Genomic DNA, 23,333 nt, shown 5'->3' on the forward strand with positions numbered 1-23,333 from the left:
TATCGCTTTTGGCGTATTTGGGCGTTTGCCAGGCGAAAAAAAGCCCCGCAAAAGCGGGGCTGTACGTCAATCATCAGTAGGAGCGAGCTTGCCTCGCGATCTTTTGATGCTGAAAAGATCGCGCGACAAGCTCGCTCCTACAGGCCGGTGGTCAGGCTTTAGGGCGTTTATCAATCACGTGGCAGGCTTTGCCTTCCGAGCGCTTGAGCGAATGCAGCGGCTGCAAAACGATACGGGAACTGATGCCGATATGGGTTTTGATATGTCGGCTCAGCTCGTTGGTCACGGCGCTCTGTTGTTCGCTGCTGAGGTGCTGATGCTCGGCTTTAAGCTCTACGTGCACGTCCACGCTGTCGAGATTGCCATTGCGATACAGATGGATCTCATAGCTTTCACAAAGTTGTTTTACTTTTAGTACTTGCTCCTCGACCTGGGTCGGGAACACGTTGACCCCGCGAATGATCAGCATGTCATCGCTGCGCCCGGTGATTTTGTCGATGCGCCGCATGGGCCGCGCCGTACCTGGAAGCAGGCGCGTGAGGTCGCGGGTGCGGTAGCGGATCATGGGCAGCGCCTCCTTGCTCAGGGAGGTGAACACCAGTTCGCCCATTTGCCCGTCTGGCAGCACCTCGCCGGTGACCGGGTCGATGATTTCGGGGTAGAAGTGGTCTTCCCAAATGGTCGGGCCGTCTTTGCTTTCTGCGCACTCCATGGCAACGCCGGGGCCCATGATTTCCGAAAGGCCATAGATGTCCAGTGCGGTGATGCCCAGTCGCGCTTCGATGGCGCTGCGCAGTTCGCCGGTCCACGGCTCGGCGCCGAAGATCCCCAGGCGCAAGGCCAGCTTGTGCGGGTCGATGCCCTGGCGTTCTAGCTCATCGGCAATATTGAGCATGTACGAGGGGGTGACCATGATGATGTCCGGCTGGAAATCCTTGATCAGTTGCACTTGTTTTTCGGTTTGCCCGCCGGACATCGGGATCACCGTGCAGCCCAGCCGTTCAGCTCCGTAGTGGGCGCCCAGACCGCCGGTAAACAGGCCGTAGCCATAGGAAATATGCACCTTGTCGCCACGCTGGCCGCCAGCGGCGCGAATTGAACGGGCAACCACATTGGCCCAGGTGTCGATGTCGTTCTGGGTATAGCCCACCACCGTCGGTTTGCCGGTGGTACCGCTGGAGGCATGCAGGCGTACGACCTCATTCATGGGCACGGCAAACATGCCGTACGGGTAGTTGTCACGCAGGTCGTTCTTGGTGGTGAAGGGGAACTTGGCCAGGTCCGCCAGAGACGTGACGTCGTTGGGGTGAATGCCCAGTGCATCGAAGCGCTGACGGTAAAGCGGCACGTTGTTGTAGGCGTGGCCCAGGCTCCAGCGCAGGCGTTCGAGCTGGTGTTCTCGCAATTGATCGACGCTGGCAGTTTCCATCGGGTCCAGCAGCGGGTTAAGCACGGTCGTTGACATTGGCATGTTCATGAGTTCACTCGAATTATTTTTGTCTATCAGCCCGGCTTAAATGCCGGGCCTTGAGTGCATGCCCCAAGGATACCGCTCGGCTCCCCGGGAATCGCGAATCTTTTAGTCGCCCAGGCGTTCGATGATCAGCGCTATGCCCTGGCCGACGCCGATACACATGGTGCACAGGGCATAGCGGCCACGACGTTCTTCCAGCTCATGCAGGGCGGTGGTGACCAGTCGCGCGCCACTCATGCCCAGCGGGTGGCCCAGGGCAATGGCGCCGCCATTGGGGTTTACCCGTGGGTCGTTGTCGGCCAGGCCCAGCTCGCGCAGAACCGCCAGGCCTTGTGCGGCAAAGGCTTCGTTGAGTTCGATTACATCCATGTCGGCCAGGCTCAGGTTGGCCAGCTCCAGCACCTTGTGGGTGGCGGGTACCGGACCAATGCCCATGATGCGCGGTTCGACACCGGCGGCGGCCATTGCCACCACCCGGCCGCGGGCGACCAAACCGAAGCGCTTGGCCACTGCGGGGCTGGCCAGCAACAGCGCGCAGGCACCGTCATTGACCCCCGAGGCGTTGCCTGCGGTGATGCTGCCGCCTGCACGAAATGGCGTGCCGAGTTTTTGCAGTTGTTCGAGGGTGGTATCACCGCGGGGGTGTTCGTCGTGCTCGACCACTTTGGCCGGGCCTTTGCGCTGGGCAATCTGTACCGCGACGATTTCTTTGGCCAGGCGCCCGCTGGCTTGGGCAGCCGCGGCGCGTTGCTGGCTGCGTAAAGCAAAGGCGTCCTGATCGGCTCGGGAGATAGCAAACTGCTCTGCGACGTTTTCAGCGGTTTCGGGCATCGAATCGACGCCGTGGGCCTGCTTCATCAGCGGGTTGATAAAGCGCCAGCCGATGGTGGTGTCGTACAGCTGAGCCTCGCGAGAAAACGCCTGCTCGGCCTTGCCCATGACCATGGGCGCGCGTGACATCGACTCAACGCCACCGGCCAGCATCAAACCGGCCTCACCACAGCGAATGGCGCGGGCGGCGTTGCCGATGGCGTCCAGCCCGGAACCGCACAAACGATTGAGGGTGGTGCCCGGCACACTCACTGGCAGCCCGGCGAGCAGGGCCGACATGCGCGCGACGTTGCGGTTGTCTTCGCCGGCCTGGTTGGCGCAGCCGTAGATCACGTCGTCGACACTGTTCCAGTCTACTTGCGGGTGACGGCGCAGCAGCTCACGCAGCGGCAGCGCGCCAAGGTCGTCAGTGCGCACGCTGCTCAGGGCGCCGGCATAACGGCCAATCGGGGTGCGTACCGCGTCGATGATCAAGGCGTCATTCATTGGGGGTCTCCTGCGCCAGCACCGTGCCGCGCACTTTGTAGGATTTGCCATGGAACAGCGCAATCAGCTGGCCCAGTTGGTTGGTAATGCGCACGTCGTAGTTGCCGGTGCGCCCGGCGCGGCTTTGCTCGCGGCACTCCGCGCTCAAGGTGTCACCCAGGCGGGCCGGAGCAACGTAGTCGATGCTGCAACCGAGGCCGACGGTGGCGTCGTTGTAACTGTTGCAGGCCAGGGCGAATGCCGAGTCGGCCAAAGCAAACAGGTAGCCGCCGTGGCAGGTGCCGTGACCCTGAATCATGTCTGCGCGCACGCTCATGCTCACGTGCGCGCAACCGGGTGCTGCTGCCAGTAAATGCATGCCCATGGCCTGGCTGGCCGCGTCACGTTTGAGCATTGCCTGGGCGCATTGATTGGCCAGGTTCATGGCTTCAAGGTCAGTCATGCAGTGTTCTCCCTTCAGCGACCCGGCGGCGCAGCAGTAACGACGGCCGATAGCGTTCTTCGCCGTACGTGGCTTGCAGGTTGTGCAGCACCCGCAGCACATAGGCCGGACCGATGGCGTCAGCCCAGGCCAGCGGACCTTGGGGGTAGTTGACTCCAGCGCGCATCGCCAGATCGATGTCAGTGGCTGAGGCCACGCCTTGTAGCAGCGCGTCGGCAGCCTCGTTGGCCAGCATGGCCACGGTGCGCAACACCGCCAGCGCCGGGGTGTCACTGAGCAGGCTGACGTGCAGCCCGGCCCGTTGCAGCAGCCCCACGCCTTGTTCAAAAGCCTGCGGGTCGATACCGGCGGCGCAACTGATACCAATGCGCGTGGCCTGGCGATAATCGAAGGCAAGGTCGAGCATTATCAGATTGCGCAGGCCGTCTTCCTGCGCCCGTTGGCACGCCATGCGCCCGTCACTCAGGGCCAGCACCGCATCGCCAACCCGCAGCAGGCCGCCCCCGTCACGGCTGATGACCTCAACGCCCTGGTCTTGCAAGCGGCTGAGCAGCGGTTGTAAAGCACCCACGTCGCCCTCGACCACGCAGGTTTGCGCAACTGGAGCATCGGGCAGAGTGCTGGGACCGGGGCGTTCGGCCTGCTCGCTGTAGCAGTAGAAACCCTGACCGCTTTTGCGCCCCAAGCGGCCTGCGTCGACCAGCGCTTTTTGCACCAGTGATGGCTGAAAGCGCGGGTCGCCGTAATAGGCGTCGAACACCGAGCAGGTGACTGCGTAGTTGACGTCATGGCCGATCAGGTCGGTCAATTCAAACGCGCCCATGGCGAAGCCACCGGCTTCACGCAGCAGCGCATCAAGCGTTGGGCAATCGGCTGCGCCTTCTTGCAGCAGGCGCAGGCTTTCGGCGTAAAACGGCCGGGCGACACGGTTAACAATAAATCCGGGCGTGGAGCGCGTGTGCACCGGTTTTTTGCCCCAGGCCTTAGCGGTGTCGTACAAGCAGTCGGCGAGCACCGGGTCGCTGGCCACGCCACACACCACTTCCACCAGCGCCATGACCGGCGCCGGGTTGAAAAAATGCAGGCCGAGCAGGCGGTGCGGGTGCTTGAGTGGCGCGGCGATGCCGGTGATCGACAGCGACGAGGTGTTGCTGGCGAACACGCATTGTGTACTGCACAGGCTCTCCAACTGCACAAACAGCGCGCGCTTGGCCTCGAGGTTCTCGGCAATGGCTTCGATGACCAATGCGCAGTCAGCCAGCGCTTGTGCGTTTTCGACCGGGTGCAGGCGGGCGAGGGTGGCGTCTCGGGCTTCTGCGGCGAGCTTGCCGTTTTCGACGCGTTTGCCCAGTTGCCGATCGATGTTGTCAATGGCCTGGGCAGCAGCGCCCGGACGGTTGTCCAGCAACAGCACCTGATGGCCGGCCTGCGCTACGACCTGGGCGATCCCGGCGCCCATGGCCCCGGCGCCAATCACGCCGATGCGGGCATTGAGGTTGAGAGCACTCATGGCTAGCACCCCTTGAAACGCGGGCTGCGTTTTTCCATGAAGGCGCTGACGCCTTCACGGTAATCGTCGCTGCGCCCGGCCAGGCGTTGCAGGTCTTTTTCCAGCTCCAATTGTTCATCGAAGGTGTTGCTCAGGCTGACATTGAGGCTGCGTTTGATCAGCGCCAGGCCATAGGTCGGTTGCGTGGCCAGGTGGCGGGCGAGGATCAGGGCTTCGTTGCGCAGTTCAGCATCGTCTACACAGCGGTAAATCAGGCCCCATTGTTCCGCTTGTTCGGCGCTCAGTTTATTGCCAAGCAGGGCCAGGGCCTTGGCCCGTGCCATGCCGACCAGACGAGGTAAGGTCCAGGTGCCGCCGGAATCCGGGATCAGGCCGATTTTGCAGAAGGCTTGGATAAAGCTGGCCGAGCGCGCCGCCAGCACCAGGTCGCAGGCCAGCGGGATATTGGCCCCGGCCCCGGCCGCCACGCCATTTACGGCGCAAATCACCGGCATGGGCAGGTCGCGCAGTTGGCGGATCAACGGGTTGTAGAATTTCTCGATGGATAGCCCCAGGTCCGGCACTTCGCTGCCGGGCGCCACATTGCGGTCGCTGAGGTCTTGCCCGGCGCAAAAGCCGCGGCCTTCACCGGTCAGCAGCAATACCCGTACTTCGGGGTTTTGCCGTACCTGTTTCAGGGCTTCCTTGACCTCGCCGTGCATCTGCGTGTTGAAGCTGTTGAGCTGCTCGGGGCGGTTGAGGCTGAGCAGCGCAACGCCGGCCTCAATGGAAAACACAATGTGTTCGAAAGTCATGGTCTTGATGCTCGCTTGAGAAGTCGTTCGAGTGCGCGGTTTATTCGCCGGTGAAGGCCGGTCGGCGCTTTTCCTGGAAGGCACGAATGCCTTCATCGCGGTCACGGGTGCCGGCCAGCAGGGTGAAAGCATGGCGCTCCAGGCGCAGGCCGCTGGCAAGGTCGGTGTCCATCGCCTTGAGCAGCGCCTCTTTGGCCAGACGCACGGCCAGCGGCGCCTTGGTGGCGATGCTGTGGGCGATGTGCAGGGCGCGTTCGACAGTGAATTCGGGCTGGGTCACTTCACTCACCAGCCCTGAGCGCAGGGCCTGGCGGGCGCTGATCGGCTCGCCGGTCAGGACCATTTGCATGGCCATCGACTTGCCCACGGCGCGCAGCAGACGTTGGGTGCCCCCCGCGCCGGGCATGATCCCCAGGTTGATTTCCGGCTGGCCGAAGCGTGCGTCTTCACCCGCGATGATGATGTCGGCATGCATTGCCAGCTCGCAGCCACCGCCCAGGGCAAACCCGTTAACCGCTGCAATCAACGGCTTGCTGAAACGAGTGAGGGTCTGCCAGGACGCCTGGCGCGGGTCGTCGAGGATGCCGACCAGATTGCGTTCGGCCATTTCGTTGATGTCGGCGCCTGCGGCAAAGGCCTTGGCGCTGCCGGTGATGACCACCGCGTGGGTGTTGTGATCGCTTTGCGCAGCGTTCAGTTCGTCGGCCAGTTCGCCAAGCAATTGGGTGGTCAGGGCGTTCAAGGCTTGCGGGCGCTGCAAGGTAATCAAACGCACGCCGGGCTCGATGAACTCGACGGCAAGGGTTAATGGCATGGCGGATGCCCTCACGGTGCACGCTCGGCGGTCAGCCGGCTCATTATTGGATCGGCCTGAGGGGCCGGTTTTGCCCAAGTATAGCTTTGACGTGATACACAAATGCAACGATAAAATTAATTTAACGTGTCTTATTATGTTGATTTGAGTTTTTGTGTAGCGCTTTTTAATGAGGGTTTATGATCTGAGAGCCGCGATTTTATGCGCTTTAAAGGCGTTGTATGGCCGATTTTACGGGGTTGCTGATGAGAGGTTTTTAAGTGATACGCTTTTTTGTAAATTGTGATTACAAAAGTGATGTGATACAAAATGCCCGAACATTGGCATCGCTTTGCGAATACGCCAGGCACTGAGTCAAAAGGAAGCGTTCATGACCTGTTACAGCCTCGATGGCCTGACCCCGGTGGTCGATCCCACCGCCTATGTCCACCCTTCAGCGGTGCTGATCGGCGATGTGATCATTGGCCCGCATTGCTACGTGGGCCCGCTGGCGAGTTTGCGCGGTGATTTCGGGCGGATCGTGCTCGAAGAGGGCGCCAATGTTCAGGACACCTGCGTCATGCATGGTTTTCCGGACAGCGATACGGTGGTGGAGCGCAACGGCCACATCGGCCATGGCGCGGTTTTGCACGGCTGTCGGGTGGGCGCTGATGCGCTGGTGGGGATGAATGCCGTGGTGATGGACCATGCGCGCATCGGTGAGCGCTCATTTGTGTCGGCGGCGGCGTTCGTTAAAGCCGGTTTCGAGTGCCCGCCGCAGTCATTGGTCATGGGCACACCGGCCAGCGTCAAACGCACTCTCAGTGATGAAGAAGTGGCCTGGAAGCGCGCGGGCACGCTTGAATATCAGCGCCTGGCCCAGCGTTGCTTGACGCAGATGCAAGAATGCGAGCCGCTTGGCGAGCCGGAGCCCGACCGGCCGCGTATCAGCGACAGCGGTTTGCGCCCCAAGCGCAGCGTCCAGTGAACTCTGGCGCCGAATTTTTCGGTATATTCCTTTCTTTTTTCAGCCCGGTACGTCCATGTCGTCCCTGACCCCCTTGAACCAACTGATTACGCGCTTTCAGGAGCAAACGCCGATTCGCGCCAGTTCTCTGATCATTACCTTGTACGGGGATGCCATTGAGCCCCATGGCGGAACGGTCTGGTTGGGGAGTTTGATTCAACTGCTCGAGCCTGTCGGGATCAATGAGCGGCTGATCCGCACGTCGATCTTTCGCCTGACCAAGGAAGGCTGGCTGAGCGCCGAAAAAGTCGGCCGGCGCAGTTACTACAGCCTCACCGGTGCTGGGCGTCGGCGTTTCGACAAGGCGTTCAAGCGGGTCTACAGCTCTACCGTCCCGGCCTGGGATGGCTCGTGGTGCCTGGTAATGCTCACACAACTGGCTCAGGACAAGCGCAAACAAGTGCGCGAAGAGCTGGAGTGGCAAGGTTTTGGTGCAATTTCTCCGGTGCTGCTGGCCTGTCCACGCAGTGATCGTGCCGACGTGAACGCGACCCTGGCCGACCTTGATGCCCAGGAAGACACCATTGTCTTCGAGACCACCGCGCAGGATGTAATGGCCTCCAAGGCCTTGCGTCTGCAGGTCCGCGAAAGCTGGAACATCGAGGAGCTGGCGACCCATTACAGCGAGTTCATCAAGTTGTTCCGACCGCTCTGGCAAGCCCTGCGCGAGCAGGACAATTTGCTGCCCAGCGACTGCTTCCTGGCACGTCTTCTGCTAGTGCATGAGTACCGTAAATTGCTGCTGCGTGACCCACAGTTGCCGGACGAACTGCTGCCCGGCGACTGGGAGGGCCGGGCTGCACGACAGCTGTGCCGAAATATCTACCGTTTGATCTTCGCCAAGGCGGAGGAGTGGTTGAACAGTGCACTGGAAACAGCCGATGGGCCGTTGCCGGATGTCGGAGAGAGTTTCTATCGGCGTTTTGGCGGGCTTAAATAGGCCGCCATCATCCCAGCAGAGTCGCTGTTCGTTTTAGCGTGGATCAACGTAGATAAAAACAATAAACCTGCGTGAGGCCTCACATGAATTCTTCAATTGCACAGCGCCGTGACGGGTTCGATCAATGGATCCATCAGGTCAACCGCATCTGCGGTGCCTTCAGTGCGCAAACCTTGGGCGATGAGTTTTCCGGTCACATCCGTGAGTACCAGAGCGGTGCACTCAAACTCAGCTTTGTCGATGCTTGCCAGGCGCGGCTGTACCGCACGCCAAAGGAAGTTGCCGCGAGCGAAGGCGGCAAGTACTTTGCGGTGTTCCAGCTTGACGGCAGCGCCTGCATGGCGCAGGGCGACAACCGGGTGTCGCTGTGCGCCGGTGACATCACCTTGATCGATGCTTCCCAGCCCAGCGATTTCACCTATCACGAAAACTCCCGACAGTTGTCATTGATCCTGCCGCACCGGCTGATCGAGCAGTCCTTGCGTTATACCCCGGTCAAGTGCGGCCACCGGATCGGCGGGAAGTCACCCATTGCCACGCTGTCGCACCACTTGATACTGGACGCTGCACGTCAGACCAACCTGAGCCAGCAGGAAAGCGAAGCGACATTGGATGCCGTGATCAGCCTGCTGCGCCCCGCCATCAGCCAGAGTGAAGGCGTCGATGATGTGCATGAGCGTATTTTTCGCAAGACCCTCGGCTATATCGATGAGCATATTCGCTCGGAAGACCTCTGCCCCGAACTGCTGGCGCGGGAGGTGGGGGTATCGATGCGCGGGTTGTATCGGATGTTTGCCCGCAAGGGCCTGGTGGTTGCGCGCTATATCAAAAATCGCCGCCTTGACCTGTGTGCCGAATCCCTTCGTCAGTCGCGTACCGAACAGAAGTTGTCGGCACTGGGTTACTCGTGGGGGTTTTCCGATTCGAGCTACTTCTCTACCGCGTTCAAGTCGCGCTTTGGTATTTCGCCTGGTGAATACCGCAAGCAGTACGCCTGAAACAACAATGCCCCCGTCACCAGGGTGACAGGGGCATGGCTTATACAGGTTATTTTGCCGCGTTGAGGTTCAGCGTCGGAGTCTCATCGAAGAAGTTCCACGGTTTCAACAACACGTGTACCCACTCGGTCGGCATGATCGGCCATTCCTCGGCCCTGGCGATGTGGGTTGTACCGGTGGTGAGCCACACCACATTGTCGGTGTTGTCGATGGACTGGTTGTCATGGGTGAACTGCCCCAGCCCGGTGTCGGTTTGCGAGCGATTCGGGTATTTGCCTTCCGGGTACTTTTCGTCCGGGTTGTAGCGCGTCACCCAGAGTTGTTTGTCCATGAAGCTCAAACGGTGGTAGAGCCATTCGTCCTTGCCGAAATTGGCGCCCTTGGCCACCGGGTGAGTACCACCGGCATACGGGATCAGTTGGTAGGACACGGGGTTGCCGACTTTGTTTTCCTTATTAAGGTTGCTCAGCAGGCGCACGGTCGACGGGTCGAATTTCTGTGCCGCTTGTTGTTCGGTGCTGACCACCCGCTGTTTAGTCTGCATGGTGCTGGTGCGGGGTCCGCCACGGTCGTTTGGCGCGATGACCGGGTCTATTTCGACCAGTGAGTTATTTTCCCCGTCAATGTCCATGTCCAGGCGAAAGTTATAGATGTGCTGGTGGGTGGTGCCGACGATGTTGTGGTCGATCAGGGTGCCGTAGCGAGTGTCTTCCTTGGCGGTTGCTTCATGCATGGTTTTACTTTTCACGCCCTTGACCGCTTCGATACCCGTGGCGCCTACGTCGATGCCAATGGTGCCGTTCTGCTGCAAGACCCAGTCGAAGATGTAGTCGTAGTTGCCCACGGTGCTGATCCAGCGGATCACCAATTCACGTCGCTCGGCGCTCAGGTTGGGCTGGCCCATTTCCTGATGTTTGTACTCTGGACCGGCGTAGCGTTCGAACACAGCGAGAGCGTGAGGGATTGTGGTGGGTGCACCGGTGTAATCAGCAATGGTTGCATCCAGCAGCACGGCATTTTGCGGAGCGTCTTTACCACGGGCAATCGGCGAGGTGAGCGTGCCCATGCCGTAGTCGCCCGAATCCAGGTACGCCTTGAAATACCAGCCTGCGTCCGGATCCCCGTACGGCACGATCATGCCGCCCAGGTTGCCCTCGTACATGATTTTGCGTTTATTGCCCTTGTCGTCATAAGTGACGGTAGACAGGATCGGCCCGACCCGTGAGTCGAGACGCACATGCAAGTCCCAGTTCTGCCAGTGAATGCTGTTGCCGGTAATGGTGTAGTTCTTGCCCTCCGGCTCGATGATCTCCAGCGGCTTTAGCGCGACGCTCTTGCGATCGCGACCATCGTAGGGGGTGGCTTTTATGGGGACCGGAATCACTCCTCCATCCTCGACCTTGATGAGCTTCTTTTGCTCCAGGTCGACCACCGCGACCAGCCCTTCGATCGGATGGGCCCAGTAGTTGCCGTCACCAACATCGAGGTAGCTGACGATTTTCAGCAGGCGCTTGTCTTGGGTCAGACCGTCCTTGCCGTCGAAATAGCCCACGGTGAGGGGTGTCGTCACCACTTTTTTAATGTCTTTGATGCCACGTTTGGCCAGCGCCTGGGCGTACTCGGGGCTGGTATCGATCACGGATTGCACGGTGGCAAAGTCGTCCAGCAACACCATGCCGTGAGCGCCTTCAATGGGCTTCCACGACAACAGGGTTTTGCTGTCCAGGTCGACCTGGCCTTCAATTACGTGCTTTCCATCCAGCACCACGATATTGGCCTGGCGCGACTGCGCAGGTTTTTGCCCGGTGTAGATGAAATTCCACACCTGGTCCTTGGGCGGGGTATGCACCGAGATTTCGGTGAAACGCAAACCCGGTGTGTAGTGCCCGGATGTCTTGATGATCTCGACCGCAGTGTTGATCTCATCCGCGCTCAGCGGGTTGAGCGGGCTAGGGCGGGTTTCGATGACAAATGTTTTGTCCAGGCCGGATTGGAACACCTGGTTGATGAAGTCTTTGGACATGAACGCCGTCTTGCCCTTGAACACCACTGGCACTGTCAACTCCATGCGCTTGCCGTTGAGCACGGCGACTTTGCTGTCGGGTTTCACCTTGAGGTAGGCGCCGTCCTTGGCAATCACAAACACATCGGCGTAATCGTCCCATTTGACGGTGGCGCCAAACGCTTCAAGGGTTGACTGCAGCGGCACCATTTCGGCGGCGCCGCCATGGGCGTGGGCGTTGGACTGCAAACCGGGCAGGCCTAAGGTGCCCAGGGCAATGGCCAGTGCGAGTCGGGCCAGGGGCGTTCGTTTGAGCAAAGCGGCGGGCGAAAGCATTTCTGATTTCCTTGAGGTAAACCGAGGACAGTGTCAGGCAGCACTTTGCTACAGCGCGTGGAGGGATGCTTTTGGATTCTCGCCAAAATCCTTGTGCTGCGTGCCTGAATTGTCAGGCCGCCATATTCGCAACCGTTGTTCTGCCTGCGATCCAGGTTGCGCAACGTTTGGCAAATCAGCCAATACAACTGGCACGCAGGGAAAACCCGGCTTGGCGTTGAGCATCGACAATCGCGTCAACCTTGCCGGTCACAGTGAACGGCTTGCAACTCAATTGAAAGAAAGGTGCTTTATGAGCAACGTTGAAATCCTGCCGCAGGTTGCCGCATTCCTTGACCGTCGCCATGGCTGCTTTATTGACGGCCAATGGGTAGTGGCAGATGGGCAAACCATTGCAGTACTAAACCCGGCGACCGGTCAAGTGCTGTGCGAAACCCTGGATGCGCCGCCGCACCTGGTTGAACGGGCTGTACAGTCATCTCGCGCGGCTTTCAGATCGGGTGTGTGGTCTGGTTTGCGTCCGGCCGATCGCGAACGGATCCTGCTGAATTTCACTCGCCTGGTTGAAGAACACGCTGAGGAACTGGCGCAACTTGAAACGCTGAGTCAGGGCAAGTCGATCAATATGGCGCGGGCGCTGGACCTCAATGCCACCGTTGAATTCATGCGCTACATGTCCGGTTGGGCGACGAAAATCGAAGGCCAGACCTTTGATGTGTCGATTCCGCTTCCGCAGGGAGCGAAGTTCACCACGTTTACCAAGCGTGAACCGGTCGGTGTGGTGGTGGGTATCGTGCCGTGGAACTTCCCGCTGATGATCGCCGCCTGGAAACTGATGCCAGCGCTGGCCAGCGGTTGCACGGTGATCATCAAACCGGCGATGGAAACCCCGCTGACTGCCATGCGCCTCGCTGAACTGGCGGTTGAGGCGGGTATTCCGGCTGGCGTATTCAACGTGGTGACCGGCGGTGGCGCTTCAGTCGGCGGCAGGTTGACCAGCCACCCACTGGTGAGCAAGGTTTCGTTCACCGGCTCCACCCTTGTGGGCAAAAGTGTCGGCGTGGCCTGCATGGAGAATATGACCCGGTTTGCCCTGGAGCTGGGCGGCAAGAACCCGATGATCATCCTGGCCGATGCAGACGTCGACAAAGCCATCCAGGGCGCGATCCTCGGCGGTCTGTTGAACAATGGCCAGGTGTGTGCTGCGGCATCGCGCTTCTATGTGCACCGCTCGATTCACGATCGTTTTGTCGAGGGGCTGGCTGCTGCAGTCTCGGCCCTGCCGATGGGCGCAGGCATGAACTGCGATGCAGCGATCAACCCTTTGGTGTCGCGTAAACAGCAACAGAGCGTGCTCAAGCACATCGAACTGGCGCGCGAGCAAGGTGCGCGCGTGGTGTTGGGGGGTGAATCGCAGGAAGGCGAGGGGTTCTATGTGCAGCCGACCATCCTCGCAGACATTGACCACAGCATGGCGGTGGCCCGCGAGGAAGTGTTTGGTCCTGTGCTGGCTGTCATGCCGTTTGACGATGAGGACACCGCGATTGAACTGGCCAACGACAACCGCTACGGCCTGGCTGCCAGCCTCTGGACCAACGACCTGACCAAGGCGCTTAACCTGGTACCACGCATCGAAGCCGGCACCGTGTGGGTCAACGCCCATGTCCTGCTGGACCCGGCGATGCCATTTGGGGGTGTTAAACAATCGGGCATGGGGCGTGAATTTGGCCGTTCAGTGATTGAGGCCTGTACTGAGCTTAAATCGGTGTGCATTGCCCACTGATTGCTCGTCGCCCAGTTTGATTTCCTTCTCACGCTTCACTGCAAACGGCGCAGGCATGGCTGCGCCGCCGGGTAATCAGGACTCCAGTGGCCACCACCAAAATGCCCACGTAGGTGGTCCAGTGCAGGGCGTCGCCAAACATCAGGGCGGCCCACAGCAAGGTGACCGGCGGCTCCAGATAGACCAGCGCCGACACGCGAGTAGCGGACATTCGCTTGAGCAGGGTCCACAGGCTGAGGTAGGCAATAAACGTTGAGAACAGCGTCAACCAGCCGACGGCCACCCAGACATTGGCCTGGGTGGGTACCTGGATGTCATTCAGTGCCAAACCGGCAGCAAACAGCAGGACCAGCGTGGTGGCCGATTGTAGAAACAGTGGCATTAGCTGGCCGTCCTTGCTGTGTCCGGTTGCCAATACCGATTGCTGGCGCTGATACAACGTGGCGATAGACAGGGTGATCGCCGCGATCAATGGCAGGGCATACAGGCCAATGCCGATGTTGTTGTCGGACAGGGCATACTCGCCGCAGATCACGATGCCGACCCCGCTGAATCCGATCACCAGCCCAAGCCATTCTTGCAAGCCGCTGCGCTCGTGGTTGCCCCGTGCGGCCAGGGCGGCGGTGATCAGTGGCTGCAGTGCGCAGATAATCGCCGCTATCCCGGCGGGCAGGCCGCCACGTATGGCGATATAGACACTGACCAGGTAAGCGAACTGAGACAGGAAGCCAATAATGGCGTTATAGCGCAACTGTGCCCGGGACAATGCCCACAGTCGCTGCCAGACAAACGGCAGCAAACACGCAGTGACCAGCAGGAACCGCCAGAACAGCAGGTTGATGGCGCCAGCATCTTCAGTGCCCAAGCGGGCGCCGATAAAGCCCGAACTCCAGGACAGGACGAAGACGGCTTGCAGTGAAAACAGATACAGCGTGCTGCGTGACATAGTCAACTCTCTGGATAGCGCAGTTCTTCGAAGGTAATGGGCGCGATACCGATACGTGCGAATTGTCTGGCGGCTGAGCGCTGTAAGGCCCAGCGCAGTTTTAACCAGTTGGGAATGGTCGCGGGGATGCCGTCGTCTGAGGCGAGGTGCCAGAACTGGTTGGAATCTTCACGGGCGTAAGGGCAGTGGAAGGACAGCACCAACGACATGCGTCGGCCGGTGCTTACTGGCCGAACGCCATGAAACAATCGACTGCCATAAATGAATAGCGCATCACCGGGTTCGATCAGCGGGGCGGTTTCGAACGTACGGTGATTAAGGGCGTCGAAAGACTCGACTGTGCTGTTATGAAAGACGAATTCTCCGCCGGTGTAGTCTGACGAGCGCGTTAGCACAATGTTCAGCACATAGTTGGTGCCGTCGGTATGCCACATACCGAGTTGCTGCTGTTCATGCTCAGGCTTGGGATAGAAATAATTGATCTGCGACCGGGCATTGAGCATGGGGTAGGGCACCAGGGGGACGCCCGCAATGCGCGAGATGGCCAACAGGAAGCGGCGACTGTTCATCATGGCGTTGATGAACGGCGATAGCGTGGTGACTGCGCGTGTGCGCCGGGAAATGATCCAGTCGCTGTCATCTGCATGTTCTTCCAGACGCGTGCAGATGTCTTGAAGAGTCGCCACGGCTTCGGGCGTGAACAACCGGTGCGCGCAAGCCACTGCGGTGATCGTTTCGGCCGGTATGTCGGGGTGCGGGCTCAAGGCGTAGCCCAGGTCGGCAAGTGTTCGCGCATCGCTGATCGTAAGGTTTGCCTGGCAGAGCAGGTCGTCACGCCAGAGCGCTTGCTCGTCGGCAGCGGGCGAGGCACTGCGCGACCTTTTTCTCAACGTGGATTTCAGCGCCAGTTTTACTCGCCCGACGCCGCGCTCAAACAGGGGTAGCGGGTCTGTGTGATCCATGGTTCATGGCTCCCTGTGGTGTTGCTATTGGAGGTATTTGGCAATCTGATAACGCACAGAGCCATCACCGCTGGCGAACTCATCCAGCACGCTGCAGTTGCAGTGTCGGGATCTGATGCGACGGAACTGTTCAGGGGTGTATTTGAGGCAGATATTGGTCAGCAGGCAGCCTTGTTGGCGTCCCTTCTCAACGGGTTGCAGGGTGACGGCCACATGGATCAGCTCATCCAGCAGTTTGAATCTCACGAGGGTGACAGCATGCTCATCCAGCGGGATGAAGCCTTGCTGCAGGGCAACTACCTGCGAAAACCTGATCATGTGCGGGTTGGCATAAAAAGCGTGGATGTTGCTTTGCAGCCCTTCTTCGTAGATCTGCATCTCCGAAATGATGTATGTGGCGTCGCTCGCGAGGCTGCGAATGAGTCGTCCGGTGGTCACCGGCAACTCGTTGCCTTCTTGAAAGCCAAGCAAGGTAATCAGGGTAATGTCCTGCTCATGATGCAGGTCGGCACGTTCAACGGTTCGATAGTCGGCGGCGATGTAATTGAAGCTGCCATGCTGTTCCACGATTGGAAACACCGCGTCACGCATTACGCTTTCTGAGGTCTGATTGATGTCGATGGCGGTATAGCGCAGGGAGGTGCAAGCCTCAGTGATCCGCCCCAGCAAGTGCGCGGTTTTGATCGGTTCAGGGCCTAATTCAACATAGTGCACATGGCGATTCTCGCTCAGCAGGGCCAGACGCTCGGCAAGCGTGCCGAGAATGTCTTTGAGTGCGCCCTGGCCTTGGGCGTCGGCACACAGCCCATCCTCGGCCATGCCTTGCTGATTCAAGGCGCACATGAGCTGAAATATTTGCAAGTTGAAGCGCGAAGGGTTGCAAGAACTGGCCAGGGGGGCGGTCAGGGTCGAGTACTTGGCGTGGTTCTCAACGGTCCATAGTCGGGTGTTCTTATAGCGTTCGGTGCGTATGAGGGCATCTACAACAAAGTCATTCAGGCTCATCGGTGTCACTCCATACGGTGGTTTGAGTGGTCTTGTTTGCTCCGGTTGAGGTTGCGCGTTCAGTGGCTGGCATGTGTTGACCCCACCATAGGAGTGGGTGTAAACCCTGTACAGTTGAATAAATCGAATCGCTGGTTCGACATAACGAAATCAGGTGACCTCATGGGCAGAGCCCTCGACATTGATGTGCTCAGAACCTTCCAGGCCGTGGCCAGGTTCAGGCGCTTCAAGGATGCGGCCGATTACGTCCATCGCAGCCCTTCGGCAGTGACAACGCAGATCCAGAAACTTGAGGCAAAGGTTGGGCATCAACTTTTGGTCCGCAACAATCAACTCGTTGAGTTGACACCCGCGGGGCGGCAACTGTTGGGCGAAACCACGCGCTTTTTGATGGCCCATGACCGGCTGTTGGCAACGTTGTCGCCACAACTGATGACGGGCAAGGTTCGTATGGGAGTGCCGGACGGTTATGCCGAGCAATTGATGGCGGACTTTTTACCGCTGTTCGTCGCGGGCAATCCGGCTCTGGAGCTTGAAGTGGTGGTCAAATCCAGTACTGAACTGCTCGACCTGTTTGCACGCAAGCAACTGGACCTGACCATCGCTGTCAGTCATGAGCAGCTGAGCCATGCTGAGCGGCTGCGTTCTACACAGCCGTGCTGGGCGGCGGCTGCTGGCTTCAAGTACGATCCAGATCAGCCTTTGCCCATTGCCCTGCAATTGAGTGGCTGCCCGTACCGGGAGTCAGCGCTGGCGATCTTGAAAGCCGCCGGGATCCGTTACCGGATCCTGCTGGAGAGTGCCAATTCCCACGCTGTATTGGCGTGTGTGAGAAGTGGTTTGGCGTTGGGCATTGTGGAAGCCCAGGGGGCGGCCGATGACGGTTCGCTGATTCTTCAGATGGCGTTGCCTGGCTTGCCTGAGCATCACGTTTATCTGCTGACGGATACGTCCCATCATGCGGCAGTGCATCTGCACGAAATGCTCAGGTCATCCTTTTTGATTCAGTGATGGAACGCAGGCCCGTTGGGCTTTAAGCGGATGCCTTCACGCAACCTTGTCCACGGGATGTCCGCCGGATCTGCGGTCATCGGACCGGGTGCTTTGGCCACCAGGATGTGCTCGGCGATGGGTTGGAAGTCGGCGCGAAAATGCACGGAGCTTTTGTTGACCAGCACGCTCTTTTTTTCAGGGTCGATGCCGGCCAGCCGGTACAGGGTACGGTCCAGCATCTGGCATTTGCTTGAGCTGACGGCAATGCTCACATCGTCGATTTTCAGACCCGCCACCGGGCCGACATCAACGTCCATGCCATTCATCATGGGGCCTTCGAAGCGGCAGCGGCCGTCAGACAGGTGGGTGACTTCAAAGCGGCCTTGTAATGGCTCATCCCCCGGCACGCCGGATTGCCCACCCAGCGCGATGTCAATAAAACCGCCCAGCCCGACGGCAATCGCGGCCTGAACGGCTGCAGGATCATAGATCAAACCGATGGCGGCGTTACGCGCATGGTGGCTTAACAGGGCTTTGAGCATGCCCATGGTATTGGCGTCGCCACCTGCGCCGGGGTTGTCCTGGGTGTCTGCAATCACGATGGGGCGTTGGGCCGACGCTGCCAATGCCATGGCCTGGCGCACGGCATCGTCTGGAAGCAGTAGCGGCACTTCCCACTGATCTTCTTCGCCGACCAGCTTGTCATACAGAGTGCCGACGGCGGCTTGCAGCGCCTGCGAATCCAGCCCATAGCCCCAGATGACCGGCCCGCACTCTTCGAAATCGGCGGCCGGAAAGCCGGGGGTGAAGGACAGCGACAGGCCTTCAGACTCAAGGTGCTCCAGTTGCTGGTAAAGGCTGCGCGCGGGCTCCAGCAGGGTGCACATGCCATTGACCGGAATCAGGAAGGGCAGTCGCAGACTGGCGCACTGCAGTTTCCCGCAACGCAGTCGCAGATCAAGCAATTGCGCGGCTTTTATGCCGGTTTCAGCCATGTCCACGTGGGGATAGGTTCGAAAGGCAACCATGGCATCGGCCTGTTCGAGCATCAAATCGGTCACGTTGGCGTGCAGGTCCAGTGAGACCACGATCGGTATGTCCGGCCCAACCACGGCACGCAGCCGGCTCAGCAGTGTGCCTTCACCGTCATGGGTATGTTCGGCAACCATGGCGCCATGCAGGTCCAGATAGAGGCCGTCCAGTGTCTGGCTGGCAGCCGCCTGAATGATTTCGTTGGCAATGCGTTCGTAGGTTGCCTGGGTGACATGGGCTGACGGGCTGGCCCCGGCCCAGATCACTGGAACCACCTCATAGCCCAATCGTTCGGCCTCAATCAGAAAGCCGCCTGCGGGAATGTTGACCTCGCGTAAGTTCAGCACGTCCGCGCCCCTGACCATTTGCGGGAAACCTTCGCCCCTGACGAAGTTTTCGTATTCTGCTTTGGAGGGCGCGAAGGTATTGGTTTCATGCTGGAAACCCGCCACCAGGATTCGATAGGCCATGACAGTAAAGACACCTTTTTATAATGGGTTTAAACGGTTTGGGTAGACGCTGCTCTTTGCTGAGCGTGTTCAGGTTTATTTGCAGCCAGCAGCACGGCCCCCAGCAGCAGAATCAGCGAGATAAACACCAGGCCCGAGTCAGAGTTGCCCGTGGCCGTTTTGGCGTAGCCCATCAATGTCGGGCTGAGGAAACCACCGGTAAGCCCGATGGTGTTGATGACGGCAATGCCGCCTGCGGCCGCGTCACCCTTTAAGTGCTGCGATGGGATGGCCCAAAACACCGTGTAGGCTGACCACATCATGGTGGTGGCCAAGGTCAGGAACAGCAGGGATAACCCGAAGTGGGTCTTGTAGATCACCGACGCGGTCAGGCAGATCGCACCTATCAATGCCGGAAGGGCTGTGTGCCAGCGCCGTTCATAGAAACGGTCGGAGGTCCGGGCAAAGATCAACATGCCCGCCATCGCGCCGATATAAGGAATGGCCGAGTACCAGCCGATCTGCATGGTGTCGTGGATACCTGACTCTTTGATGATGGTCGGCAGCCAGAAGCTCATGGCATAGATGCCGCAGATCAAACAGAAATACCCCGCTGCCATCAGGTAAACCCGCGGGTCTTTCAATACCTCTTTGAACGAATGGTGATCGCCCCGACCTGTGCCGATGTGCGCTGCCAGTGCCTGTTTTTCAGGTTCACTCAACCATGGCGCGGTGGCCGGTTTGTCACTCAATACTTTCAGGGCGAGCACGCCCAGCAGCACAGCGGGGATGGCTTCCAGAAAGAACATCCATTGCCAGCCGGACAAACCGTGTACGCCTTCGAACGCAGTCATTAGCCATACCGAGAGCGGCGCGCCAAAGATCCCGCCCAGCGGCGCTGCCAGCATGACGATTGCCAGCACTTGCCCCAGCCGTTCGCGGCCGTACCAATAGGTCAAATAGAACAACATGCCCGGCGCGAATCCGGCCTCAAATACCCCGAGGAAAAAGCGCAAGACGTAAAACGCCCGTTCCGTTTCGACGAACATCATGCAGGCCGATGTGGTGCCCCATAAGATCATCACTCGACTGAGGGTCTTGCGTGCGCCGATCTTGGGCAGTAGCAGGTTGCTCGGCGTCTCGAACAAGGCGTAGCCGATAAAAAAGATACCGGCGCCCAGCCCATAAGCGGCATCGGACAAGTTCAGGTCGCTTTGCATTTGCAACTTGGCAAAGCCCACATTGACCCGGTCCAGATACGCCACGAAGTAACACACGAGCAAAAAAGGTAATAACCGCCAGTCAATCTTTCGATAGATGGCTGAAAGCTCACTCGCTGGCTTGCTGCTGTGCATACGGCTCTCCACGGGATCTTTTTATTGTTCGATCGATATTCAAGTGGAAACCTTGCGTGAGCAAGAGCAACTTTTTAATGCTAGCGTTGCTCTGTAAGCAACAGTCATTGAGCAGCAGGTTTATCGTGAGAGATCTGAATCAACGTCGAATGCGCTATTTCTATGAAGTCCTCTCCAGCGGCTCCATTCGCGGAGCGGCGGAGAATCTGAACACCGCGCCTTCTGTGATTACCCGGCAAATTCAATTGCTGGAGGAAGAGGTCGGCACCGTCTTGTTTGAACGCCAAGCCCGCGGTGTGGTGCCGACTGAAGCGGCGCAGTTTCTTCTGGAGTTCTGGCGTGGCTGCCAGGCGCAGCAAGAACACCTCGAAGACCGCTTGCGCGGGCTCAAAGGCTTGAGGGAAGGGGATATCCGGATTGTTATCAGTGAGGGCTTTATCGACTTGCTGATTGATAAGGTCTTGAGTGAATTCACCGACACCTATCCAGGCATTCGCATCACGCTGGACGTGTTGCCGGTCAACAGCGTGCTTGACGAAGTCGCGCAAAGCGCCGCGAGCATTGGTCTGGCCTACAATCCTCCGGCGCACCCTGACGTGACCTATCGCGCGTCGTCCTTGCAGCCGGTTCGTTTACTGATGCGCTCGGGCCATCCGTTGGCGCAGCTCAGCGAGCCGTTGAAGCTGGAAGACATCTTGCGTTACCCGCTGGCAGTGATGCCGTCGGAATACGGCCTGGGACAAATCATTCAGCTCGTGCTGCATACCGAAAACCTGTCCATTCGCCCGGCCATGGTCACCAACTCCCTGACGGCCCTCAGGCGGTATGTGATGAGCGGTGATGCGGTGACCATGATGAGCGAGTTCTCGGCCTTCAACGACCGGGTCAGCGGTGCGCTGGTGACCCGCTCAATCGATCACCCGCTGTTTCAGAATGTGCATGCCCGGCTGTTGGTCAAGCTCAACAAGCCGCAATCGGTAGGGGCTGAAGAGTTGCTCAAGTGGATCGAGCATCGAACGTCTATTTTCGGTCAGTGAGCGTGTTGCTCAGGCGTGGACGAGCCCAGCCGTTCGCTGATGAACGTGACAAAGGCGTTCAGCTTGGGCAGTGATTTTTTTGAGCGCAAATAGACCATTTGCACCGGCTTGGGCTCCGGTGCACAGGCACTCATCAGCGGCACCAACTCACCACTGGCCAATGCCGCGGCTACCAGAAAATCCGGCTGCATCAAGATTCCGCAGCCGGCAATGGCCGCTTCAAGCAGCACCTTGCCATCGTTGCTTTTGAGGACCGCCCGCTCAGGCCATGGGATGTCCTTGTTGCCTTGGCGCAAGGGCCAGGCAAAGCGATTGTTCCACGAGGTGTGGGTCAAAATCCGGTGTGTAGAAAGGTCCTCCGGGGTCTGCGGCGCCTGCCAGGTGGCGAGGTATTTGGGCGCCGCGCAGATCACCATCCGGTAGGGCGGCAGTGGCCTGCAGACGAGATTGACGTCCACCCGCTCGGAAATCCTGAAGCCCAGATCAAATGAGCTTTCATAGAGGTCCACGACCTTATTGCTCAAGATCAGCTCAATCTGTATCTCGGGGTACAACTGCATGAACTCGGTGACGAGTGGACCAATCAACGCACTGCCCAGGGTCATCGGCGCGGTCACGCGCAGCAGGCCGCTGGGTTTGTCGGTGGAGGCCTCGACGCGCTTGAAGGCGTACTCGATTTGCTCAAGGGCGGTTTTGGCTTCGGCGTAAAACAACCGGCCTTCACCGGTGACGGACTGGCGGCGCGTTGTTCGCTGAATCAGCCGGGTGTTCAAGGCCGTTTCAAGGCTCTGAATATGCCGCCCGACCATGACCGCCGACATGCCCACCTGAACCGCAGCCTCAGCAAAACTGCCCGCCTCGACGACCGCCACAAAGACTTCCATTTGCCTGAGCTTGCTCATAAAAAATGCCTTCTGGCTGTACAGATAAAAAACTGAAAACCCTTATAGCGCAGTTTGCGGCCTGAACAGCAGGCGACATTAATTACGAACCTCAGGTTATACAAGTACTAACTTTCAGTGCGTTTATTACCCGCTGGTTTGTTCCTATATTAATTAAGAATAAACATCAGCGATGAGGTCACAGAACATGCAAACCAGACTGGACAAGGCTTTGGCGGCCTTTCCCCGGGCAGATGTGTTGCAGGGCGCCACCCGCATTCAACGCGCCGAGCGGCTTGAGCAGGAGTTGGGCTTGCGCGAGCAAGGCGTCGGCCTTTACCTCAAGCGTGATGATCACATGCACATCGGCGGTGGCGGCAACAAGCTGCGTAAGCTGGAGTTCCACCTCGGTGCCGCGCTGAAAAACGGTGTTGATACGCTGATTACGGTTGGCGGGATTCAGTCCAACCATGCGCGTTTGACGGCGGCGGTGTGTGCCCGACTGGGCATGGCCTGCGAGTTGATTCTGGCCCGCTCGGTGCCCAAGGCCGACACCGATTACGAACTCAACGGCAACGTCTTGCTGGATCAGCTGTTTGGTGCCCGGCTACAGGTGCTGGCCAAGGGGGCCGACGCCCTGGCCGCCGCTGAGCACCGGGCCAATGAATTGAGAGCAGCGGGGCGCAACGTCATGGTCATTCCCACTGGCGGCTCGACGCCGTTGGGTAGCCTGGGCTACGCCCGTTGCGCGGCAGAAATCGCGCAGCAAGAGATCGAGTTGGGCGTTCATTTCAGCGAAGTGGTGATCCCCAATGGCAGTGCGGGCACCCATGCCGGGCTCGCGGCAGGCTTTGAGCTGCTGGGGCGTGGGGCTTCGACCGTGAAGTCCTGGTCGGTGCTGGCCGATCAGCAAACCTCTGCAAGCAGGACGCGGCAGCTGACTCAAGAGGCGCTGGCGCTGCTCGGTCATGCAGCCACCCTTGCGCCGCAGGCCATCCATATCGATGGCAGCCAACTGGGGGAAGGCTACGGGCTGCCGACACCGGCGATGATCGAAGCCGTGCGCCTGATGGCCCGTTGCGAAGGGCTGCTGGTTGACCCGGTGTACTCGGGCAAGGCCTTCGCAGGCCTGCTGGCCGACCTTCGCCAAGGCCGCTACCGCGCTGGCGATAACGTGCTGTTCGTTATGACCGGCGGCACTCCGGGCCTTTACGCCTACCGCGACACCTTCACCCAAAGCCTGTAGTCGCTGCAAAG

Annotated in this window: 20 protein-coding genes; 7 read left to right on the forward strand and 13 right to left on the reverse strand. The window is 59.3% G+C overall.

All coding sequences use genetic code 11. From position 1 onward, the window contains the following. Positions 1-151 precede the first annotated feature (151 nt). From paaK to paaF, 6 genes are all read right to left on the reverse strand, one after another. Positions 152-1,477 carry a phenylacetate--CoA ligase PaaK gene (paaK, locus tag QMX84_RS03975; RefSeq protein WP_282363223.1) on the reverse strand — a complete coding sequence of 442 codons (1,326 nt, stop codon included), beginning with the start codon at positions 1,475-1,477 and terminating at the stop codon, positions 152-154. A gap of 102 nt (positions 1,478-1,579) precedes the next feature. Next, a complete protein-coding gene (gene pcaF, locus QMX84_RS03980) occupies positions 1,580-2,791 on the reverse strand; it encodes a 3-oxoadipyl-CoA thiolase (RefSeq protein WP_282363224.1) in 1,212 nt (403 codons plus the stop codon). Next, positions 2,784-3,233: a hydroxyphenylacetyl-CoA thioesterase PaaI gene (gene paaI / locus QMX84_RS03985; protein ID WP_282363225.1), complete on the reverse strand. Its 450-nt coding sequence runs from the start codon at positions 3,231-3,233 to the stop codon at positions 2,784-2,786. Before paaI ends, pcaF begins: the two co-directional genes overlap by 8 nt. Continuing rightward, a complete protein-coding gene (gene paaH, locus QMX84_RS03990) occupies positions 3,226-4,743 on the reverse strand; it encodes a 3-hydroxyacyl-CoA dehydrogenase PaaH (protein WP_282363226.1) in 1,518 nt (505 codons plus the stop codon). The genes paaI and paaH overlap by 8 nt, the downstream gene beginning before the upstream one ends. A 2-nt stretch (positions 4,744-4,745) precedes the next feature. Next, positions 4,746-5,537 (reverse strand): 2-(1,2-epoxy-1,2-dihydrophenyl)acetyl-CoA isomerase PaaG, encoded by a 792-nt coding sequence (gene paaG / locus QMX84_RS03995; RefSeq protein WP_262124497.1) that lies wholly within the window; start codon positions 5,535-5,537, stop codon positions 4,746-4,748. A gap of 40 nt (positions 5,538-5,577) precedes the next feature. Then, entirely contained in the window at positions 5,578-6,351 is a 774-nt protein-coding gene (paaF, locus tag QMX84_RS04000) for a 2,3-dehydroadipyl-CoA hydratase PaaF (protein WP_153374920.1), read from the reverse strand. Between the two features lie 370 nt (positions 6,352-6,721). Here paaF and paaY point away from each other — a divergent pair, with 370 nt between their 5' ends. The 3 genes from paaY (at position 6,722) to feaR (ending at position 9,295) form a co-directional block, all read left to right on the forward strand. Further along, on the forward strand, positions 6,722-7,318 hold the full coding sequence (paaY, locus tag QMX84_RS04005; protein WP_262124499.1) for a phenylacetic acid degradation protein PaaY: 597 nt from the start codon (positions 6,722-6,724) through the stop codon (positions 7,316-7,318). A 55-nt stretch (positions 7,319-7,373) separates the two neighbouring features. Further along, a complete protein-coding gene (gene paaX, locus QMX84_RS04010; protein WP_153332071.1) occupies positions 7,374-8,297 on the forward strand; it encodes a phenylacetic acid degradation operon negative regulatory protein PaaX in 924 nt (307 codons plus the stop codon). A gap of 83 nt (positions 8,298-8,380) precedes the next feature. Then, complete coding sequence (feaR, locus tag QMX84_RS04015; RefSeq protein WP_262124501.1) at positions 8,381-9,295, forward strand: transcriptional regulator FeaR; 915 nt, start codon at positions 8,381-8,383, stop codon at positions 9,293-9,295. Between the two features lie 49 nt (positions 9,296-9,344). On the opposite strand, the gene tynA is transcribed toward feaR, so the two are convergent. Beyond that, a complete protein-coding gene (gene tynA / locus QMX84_RS04020; RefSeq protein WP_282363227.1) occupies positions 9,345-11,633 on the reverse strand; it encodes a primary-amine oxidase in 2,289 nt (762 codons plus the stop codon). A gap of 292 nt (positions 11,634-11,925) precedes the next feature. On the opposite strand from tynA, the gene QMX84_RS04025 reads away from it, so the two are divergent. Continuing rightward, entirely contained in the window at positions 11,926-13,416 is a 1,491-nt protein-coding gene (locus QMX84_RS04025) for an aldehyde dehydrogenase family protein (RefSeq protein ID WP_262124503.1), read from the forward strand. Positions 13,417-13,444: 28 nt separating this feature from the next. Here QMX84_RS04025 and QMX84_RS04030 read toward each other — a convergent pair whose 3' ends face one another. The 3 genes from QMX84_RS04030 to QMX84_RS04040 are packed head-to-tail and all read right to left on the reverse strand — an operon-like array spanning position 13,445 to position 16,329. Further along, positions 13,445-14,362: a DMT family transporter gene (locus QMX84_RS04030; RefSeq protein ID WP_282363228.1), complete on the reverse strand. Its 918-nt coding sequence runs from the start codon at positions 14,360-14,362 to the stop codon at positions 13,445-13,447. A gap of 2 nt (positions 14,363-14,364) precedes the next feature. After that, positions 14,365-15,324 (reverse strand): 2OG-Fe(II) oxygenase, encoded by a 960-nt coding sequence (locus QMX84_RS04035; RefSeq protein WP_282363229.1) that lies wholly within the window; start codon positions 15,322-15,324, stop codon positions 14,365-14,367. Positions 15,325-15,348: 24 nt separating this feature from the next. Next, positions 15,349-16,329, reverse strand: a complete 981-nt coding sequence (locus QMX84_RS04040; RefSeq protein ID WP_153334912.1) for a hypothetical protein — start codon at positions 16,327-16,329, stop codon at positions 15,349-15,351. A gap of 162 nt (positions 16,330-16,491) precedes the next feature. Between QMX84_RS04040 and QMX84_RS04045 the strand changes: the two genes are divergently transcribed. After that, positions 16,492-17,340 carry a LysR substrate-binding domain-containing protein gene (locus QMX84_RS04045; protein WP_048390670.1) on the forward strand — a complete coding sequence of 283 codons (849 nt, stop codon included), beginning with the start codon at positions 16,492-16,494 and terminating at the stop codon, positions 17,338-17,340. On the opposite strand, the gene QMX84_RS04050 is transcribed toward QMX84_RS04045, so the two are convergent. Next, positions 17,334-18,824, reverse strand: coding sequence for a M81 family metallopeptidase (locus QMX84_RS04050; protein ID WP_282363230.1), 1,491 nt, complete (start codon positions 18,822-18,824; stop codon positions 17,334-17,336). The two genes, QMX84_RS04045 and QMX84_RS04050, sit on opposite strands and share 7 nt — an antisense overlap. Positions 18,825-18,853: 29 nt before the next feature. Further along, positions 18,854-20,158, reverse strand: coding sequence for an MFS transporter (locus tag QMX84_RS04055; RefSeq protein ID WP_282363231.1), 1,305 nt, complete (start codon positions 20,156-20,158; stop codon positions 18,854-18,856). A 125-nt stretch (positions 20,159-20,283) separates the two neighbouring features. On the opposite strand from QMX84_RS04055, the gene QMX84_RS04060 reads away from it, so the two are divergent. After that, the gene (locus QMX84_RS04060) at positions 20,284-21,195 is read left to right on the forward strand and encodes a LysR family transcriptional regulator (protein WP_282363232.1); all 912 of its coding nucleotides are present in this window, start codon (positions 20,284-20,286) and stop codon (positions 21,193-21,195) included. Here the strand turns inward: QMX84_RS04060 and QMX84_RS04065 are convergent. After that, positions 21,189-22,097, reverse strand: a complete 909-nt coding sequence (locus QMX84_RS04065) for a LysR family transcriptional regulator (RefSeq protein ID WP_282363233.1) — start codon at positions 22,095-22,097, stop codon at positions 21,189-21,191. The two genes, QMX84_RS04060 and QMX84_RS04065, sit on opposite strands and share 7 nt — an antisense overlap. 187 nt (positions 22,098-22,284) lie before the next feature. Here QMX84_RS04065 and QMX84_RS04070 point away from each other — a divergent pair, with 187 nt between their 5' ends. Then, a complete protein-coding gene (locus QMX84_RS04070) occupies positions 22,285-23,322 on the forward strand; it encodes a D-cysteine desulfhydrase family protein (RefSeq protein WP_262124511.1) in 1,038 nt (345 codons plus the stop codon). The last annotated feature ends 11 nt before the right edge of the window (positions 23,323-23,333 follow it).

The sequence above is a fragment of the Pseudomonas sp. PS01297 genome, from assembly GCF_029959305.1.
Taxonomy (GTDB): Bacteria; Pseudomonadota; Gammaproteobacteria; order Pseudomonadales; family Pseudomonadaceae; genus Aquipseudomonas; species Aquipseudomonas helleri.

What these genes read in the sequence shown, in the direction of transcription:
- paaK (WP_282363223.1), bottom strand. Translation starts at nt 1,477, where the DNA reads ATGAACATGCCAATGTCAACGACCGTGCTTAACCCGCTGCTGGACCCG.
- pcaF (WP_282363224.1), bottom strand. Translation starts at nt 2,791, where the DNA reads ATGAATGACGCCTTGATCATCGACGCGGTACGCACCCCGATTGGCCGT.
- paaI (WP_282363225.1), bottom strand. Translation starts at nt 3,233, where the DNA reads ATGACTGACCTTGAAGCCATGAACCTGGCCAATCAATGCGCCCAGGCA.
- paaH (WP_282363226.1), bottom strand. Translation starts at nt 4,743, where the DNA reads ATGAGTGCTCTCAACCTCAATGCCCGCATCGGCGTGATTGGCGCCGGG.
- paaG (WP_262124497.1), bottom strand. Translation starts at nt 5,537, where the DNA reads ATGACTTTCGAACACATTGTGTTTTCCATTGAGGCCGGCGTTGCGCTG.
- paaF (WP_153374920.1), bottom strand. Translation starts at nt 6,351, where the DNA reads ATGCCATTAACCCTTGCCGTCGAGTTCATCGAGCCCGGCGTGCGTTTG.
- paaY (WP_262124499.1), top strand. Translation starts at nt 6,722, where the DNA reads ATGACCTGTTACAGCCTCGATGGCCTGACCCCGGTGGTCGATCCCACC.
- paaX (WP_153332071.1), top strand. Translation starts at nt 7,374, where the DNA reads ATGTCGTCCCTGACCCCCTTGAACCAACTGATTACGCGCTTTCAGGAG.
- feaR (WP_262124501.1), top strand. Translation starts at nt 8,381, where the DNA reads ATGAATTCTTCAATTGCACAGCGCCGTGACGGGTTCGATCAATGGATC.
- tynA (WP_282363227.1), bottom strand. Translation starts at nt 11,633, where the DNA reads ATGCTTTCGCCCGCCGCTTTGCTCAAACGAACGCCCCTGGCCCGACTC.
- QMX84_RS04025 (WP_262124503.1), top strand. Translation starts at nt 11,926, where the DNA reads ATGAGCAACGTTGAAATCCTGCCGCAGGTTGCCGCATTCCTTGACCGT.
- QMX84_RS04030 (WP_282363228.1), bottom strand. Translation starts at nt 14,362, where the DNA reads ATGTCACGCAGCACGCTGTATCTGTTTTCACTGCAAGCCGTCTTCGTC.
- QMX84_RS04035 (WP_282363229.1), bottom strand. Translation starts at nt 15,324, where the DNA reads ATGGATCACACAGACCCGCTACCCCTGTTTGAGCGCGGCGTCGGGCGA.
- QMX84_RS04040 (WP_153334912.1), bottom strand. Translation starts at nt 16,329, where the DNA reads ATGAGCCTGAATGACTTTGTTGTAGATGCCCTCATACGCACCGAACGC.
- QMX84_RS04045 (WP_048390670.1), top strand. Translation starts at nt 16,492, where the DNA reads ATGGGCAGAGCCCTCGACATTGATGTGCTCAGAACCTTCCAGGCCGTG.
- QMX84_RS04050 (WP_282363230.1), bottom strand. Translation starts at nt 18,824, where the DNA reads ATGGCCTATCGAATCCTGGTGGCGGGTTTCCAGCATGAAACCAATACC.
- QMX84_RS04055 (WP_282363231.1), bottom strand. Translation starts at nt 20,158, where the DNA reads ATGCACAGCAGCAAGCCAGCGAGTGAGCTTTCAGCCATCTATCGAAAG.
- QMX84_RS04065 (WP_282363233.1), bottom strand. Translation starts at nt 22,097, where the DNA reads ATGAGCAAGCTCAGGCAAATGGAAGTCTTTGTGGCGGTCGTCGAGGCG.
- QMX84_RS04070 (WP_262124511.1), top strand. Translation starts at nt 22,285, where the DNA reads ATGCAAACCAGACTGGACAAGGCTTTGGCGGCCTTTCCCCGGGCAGAT.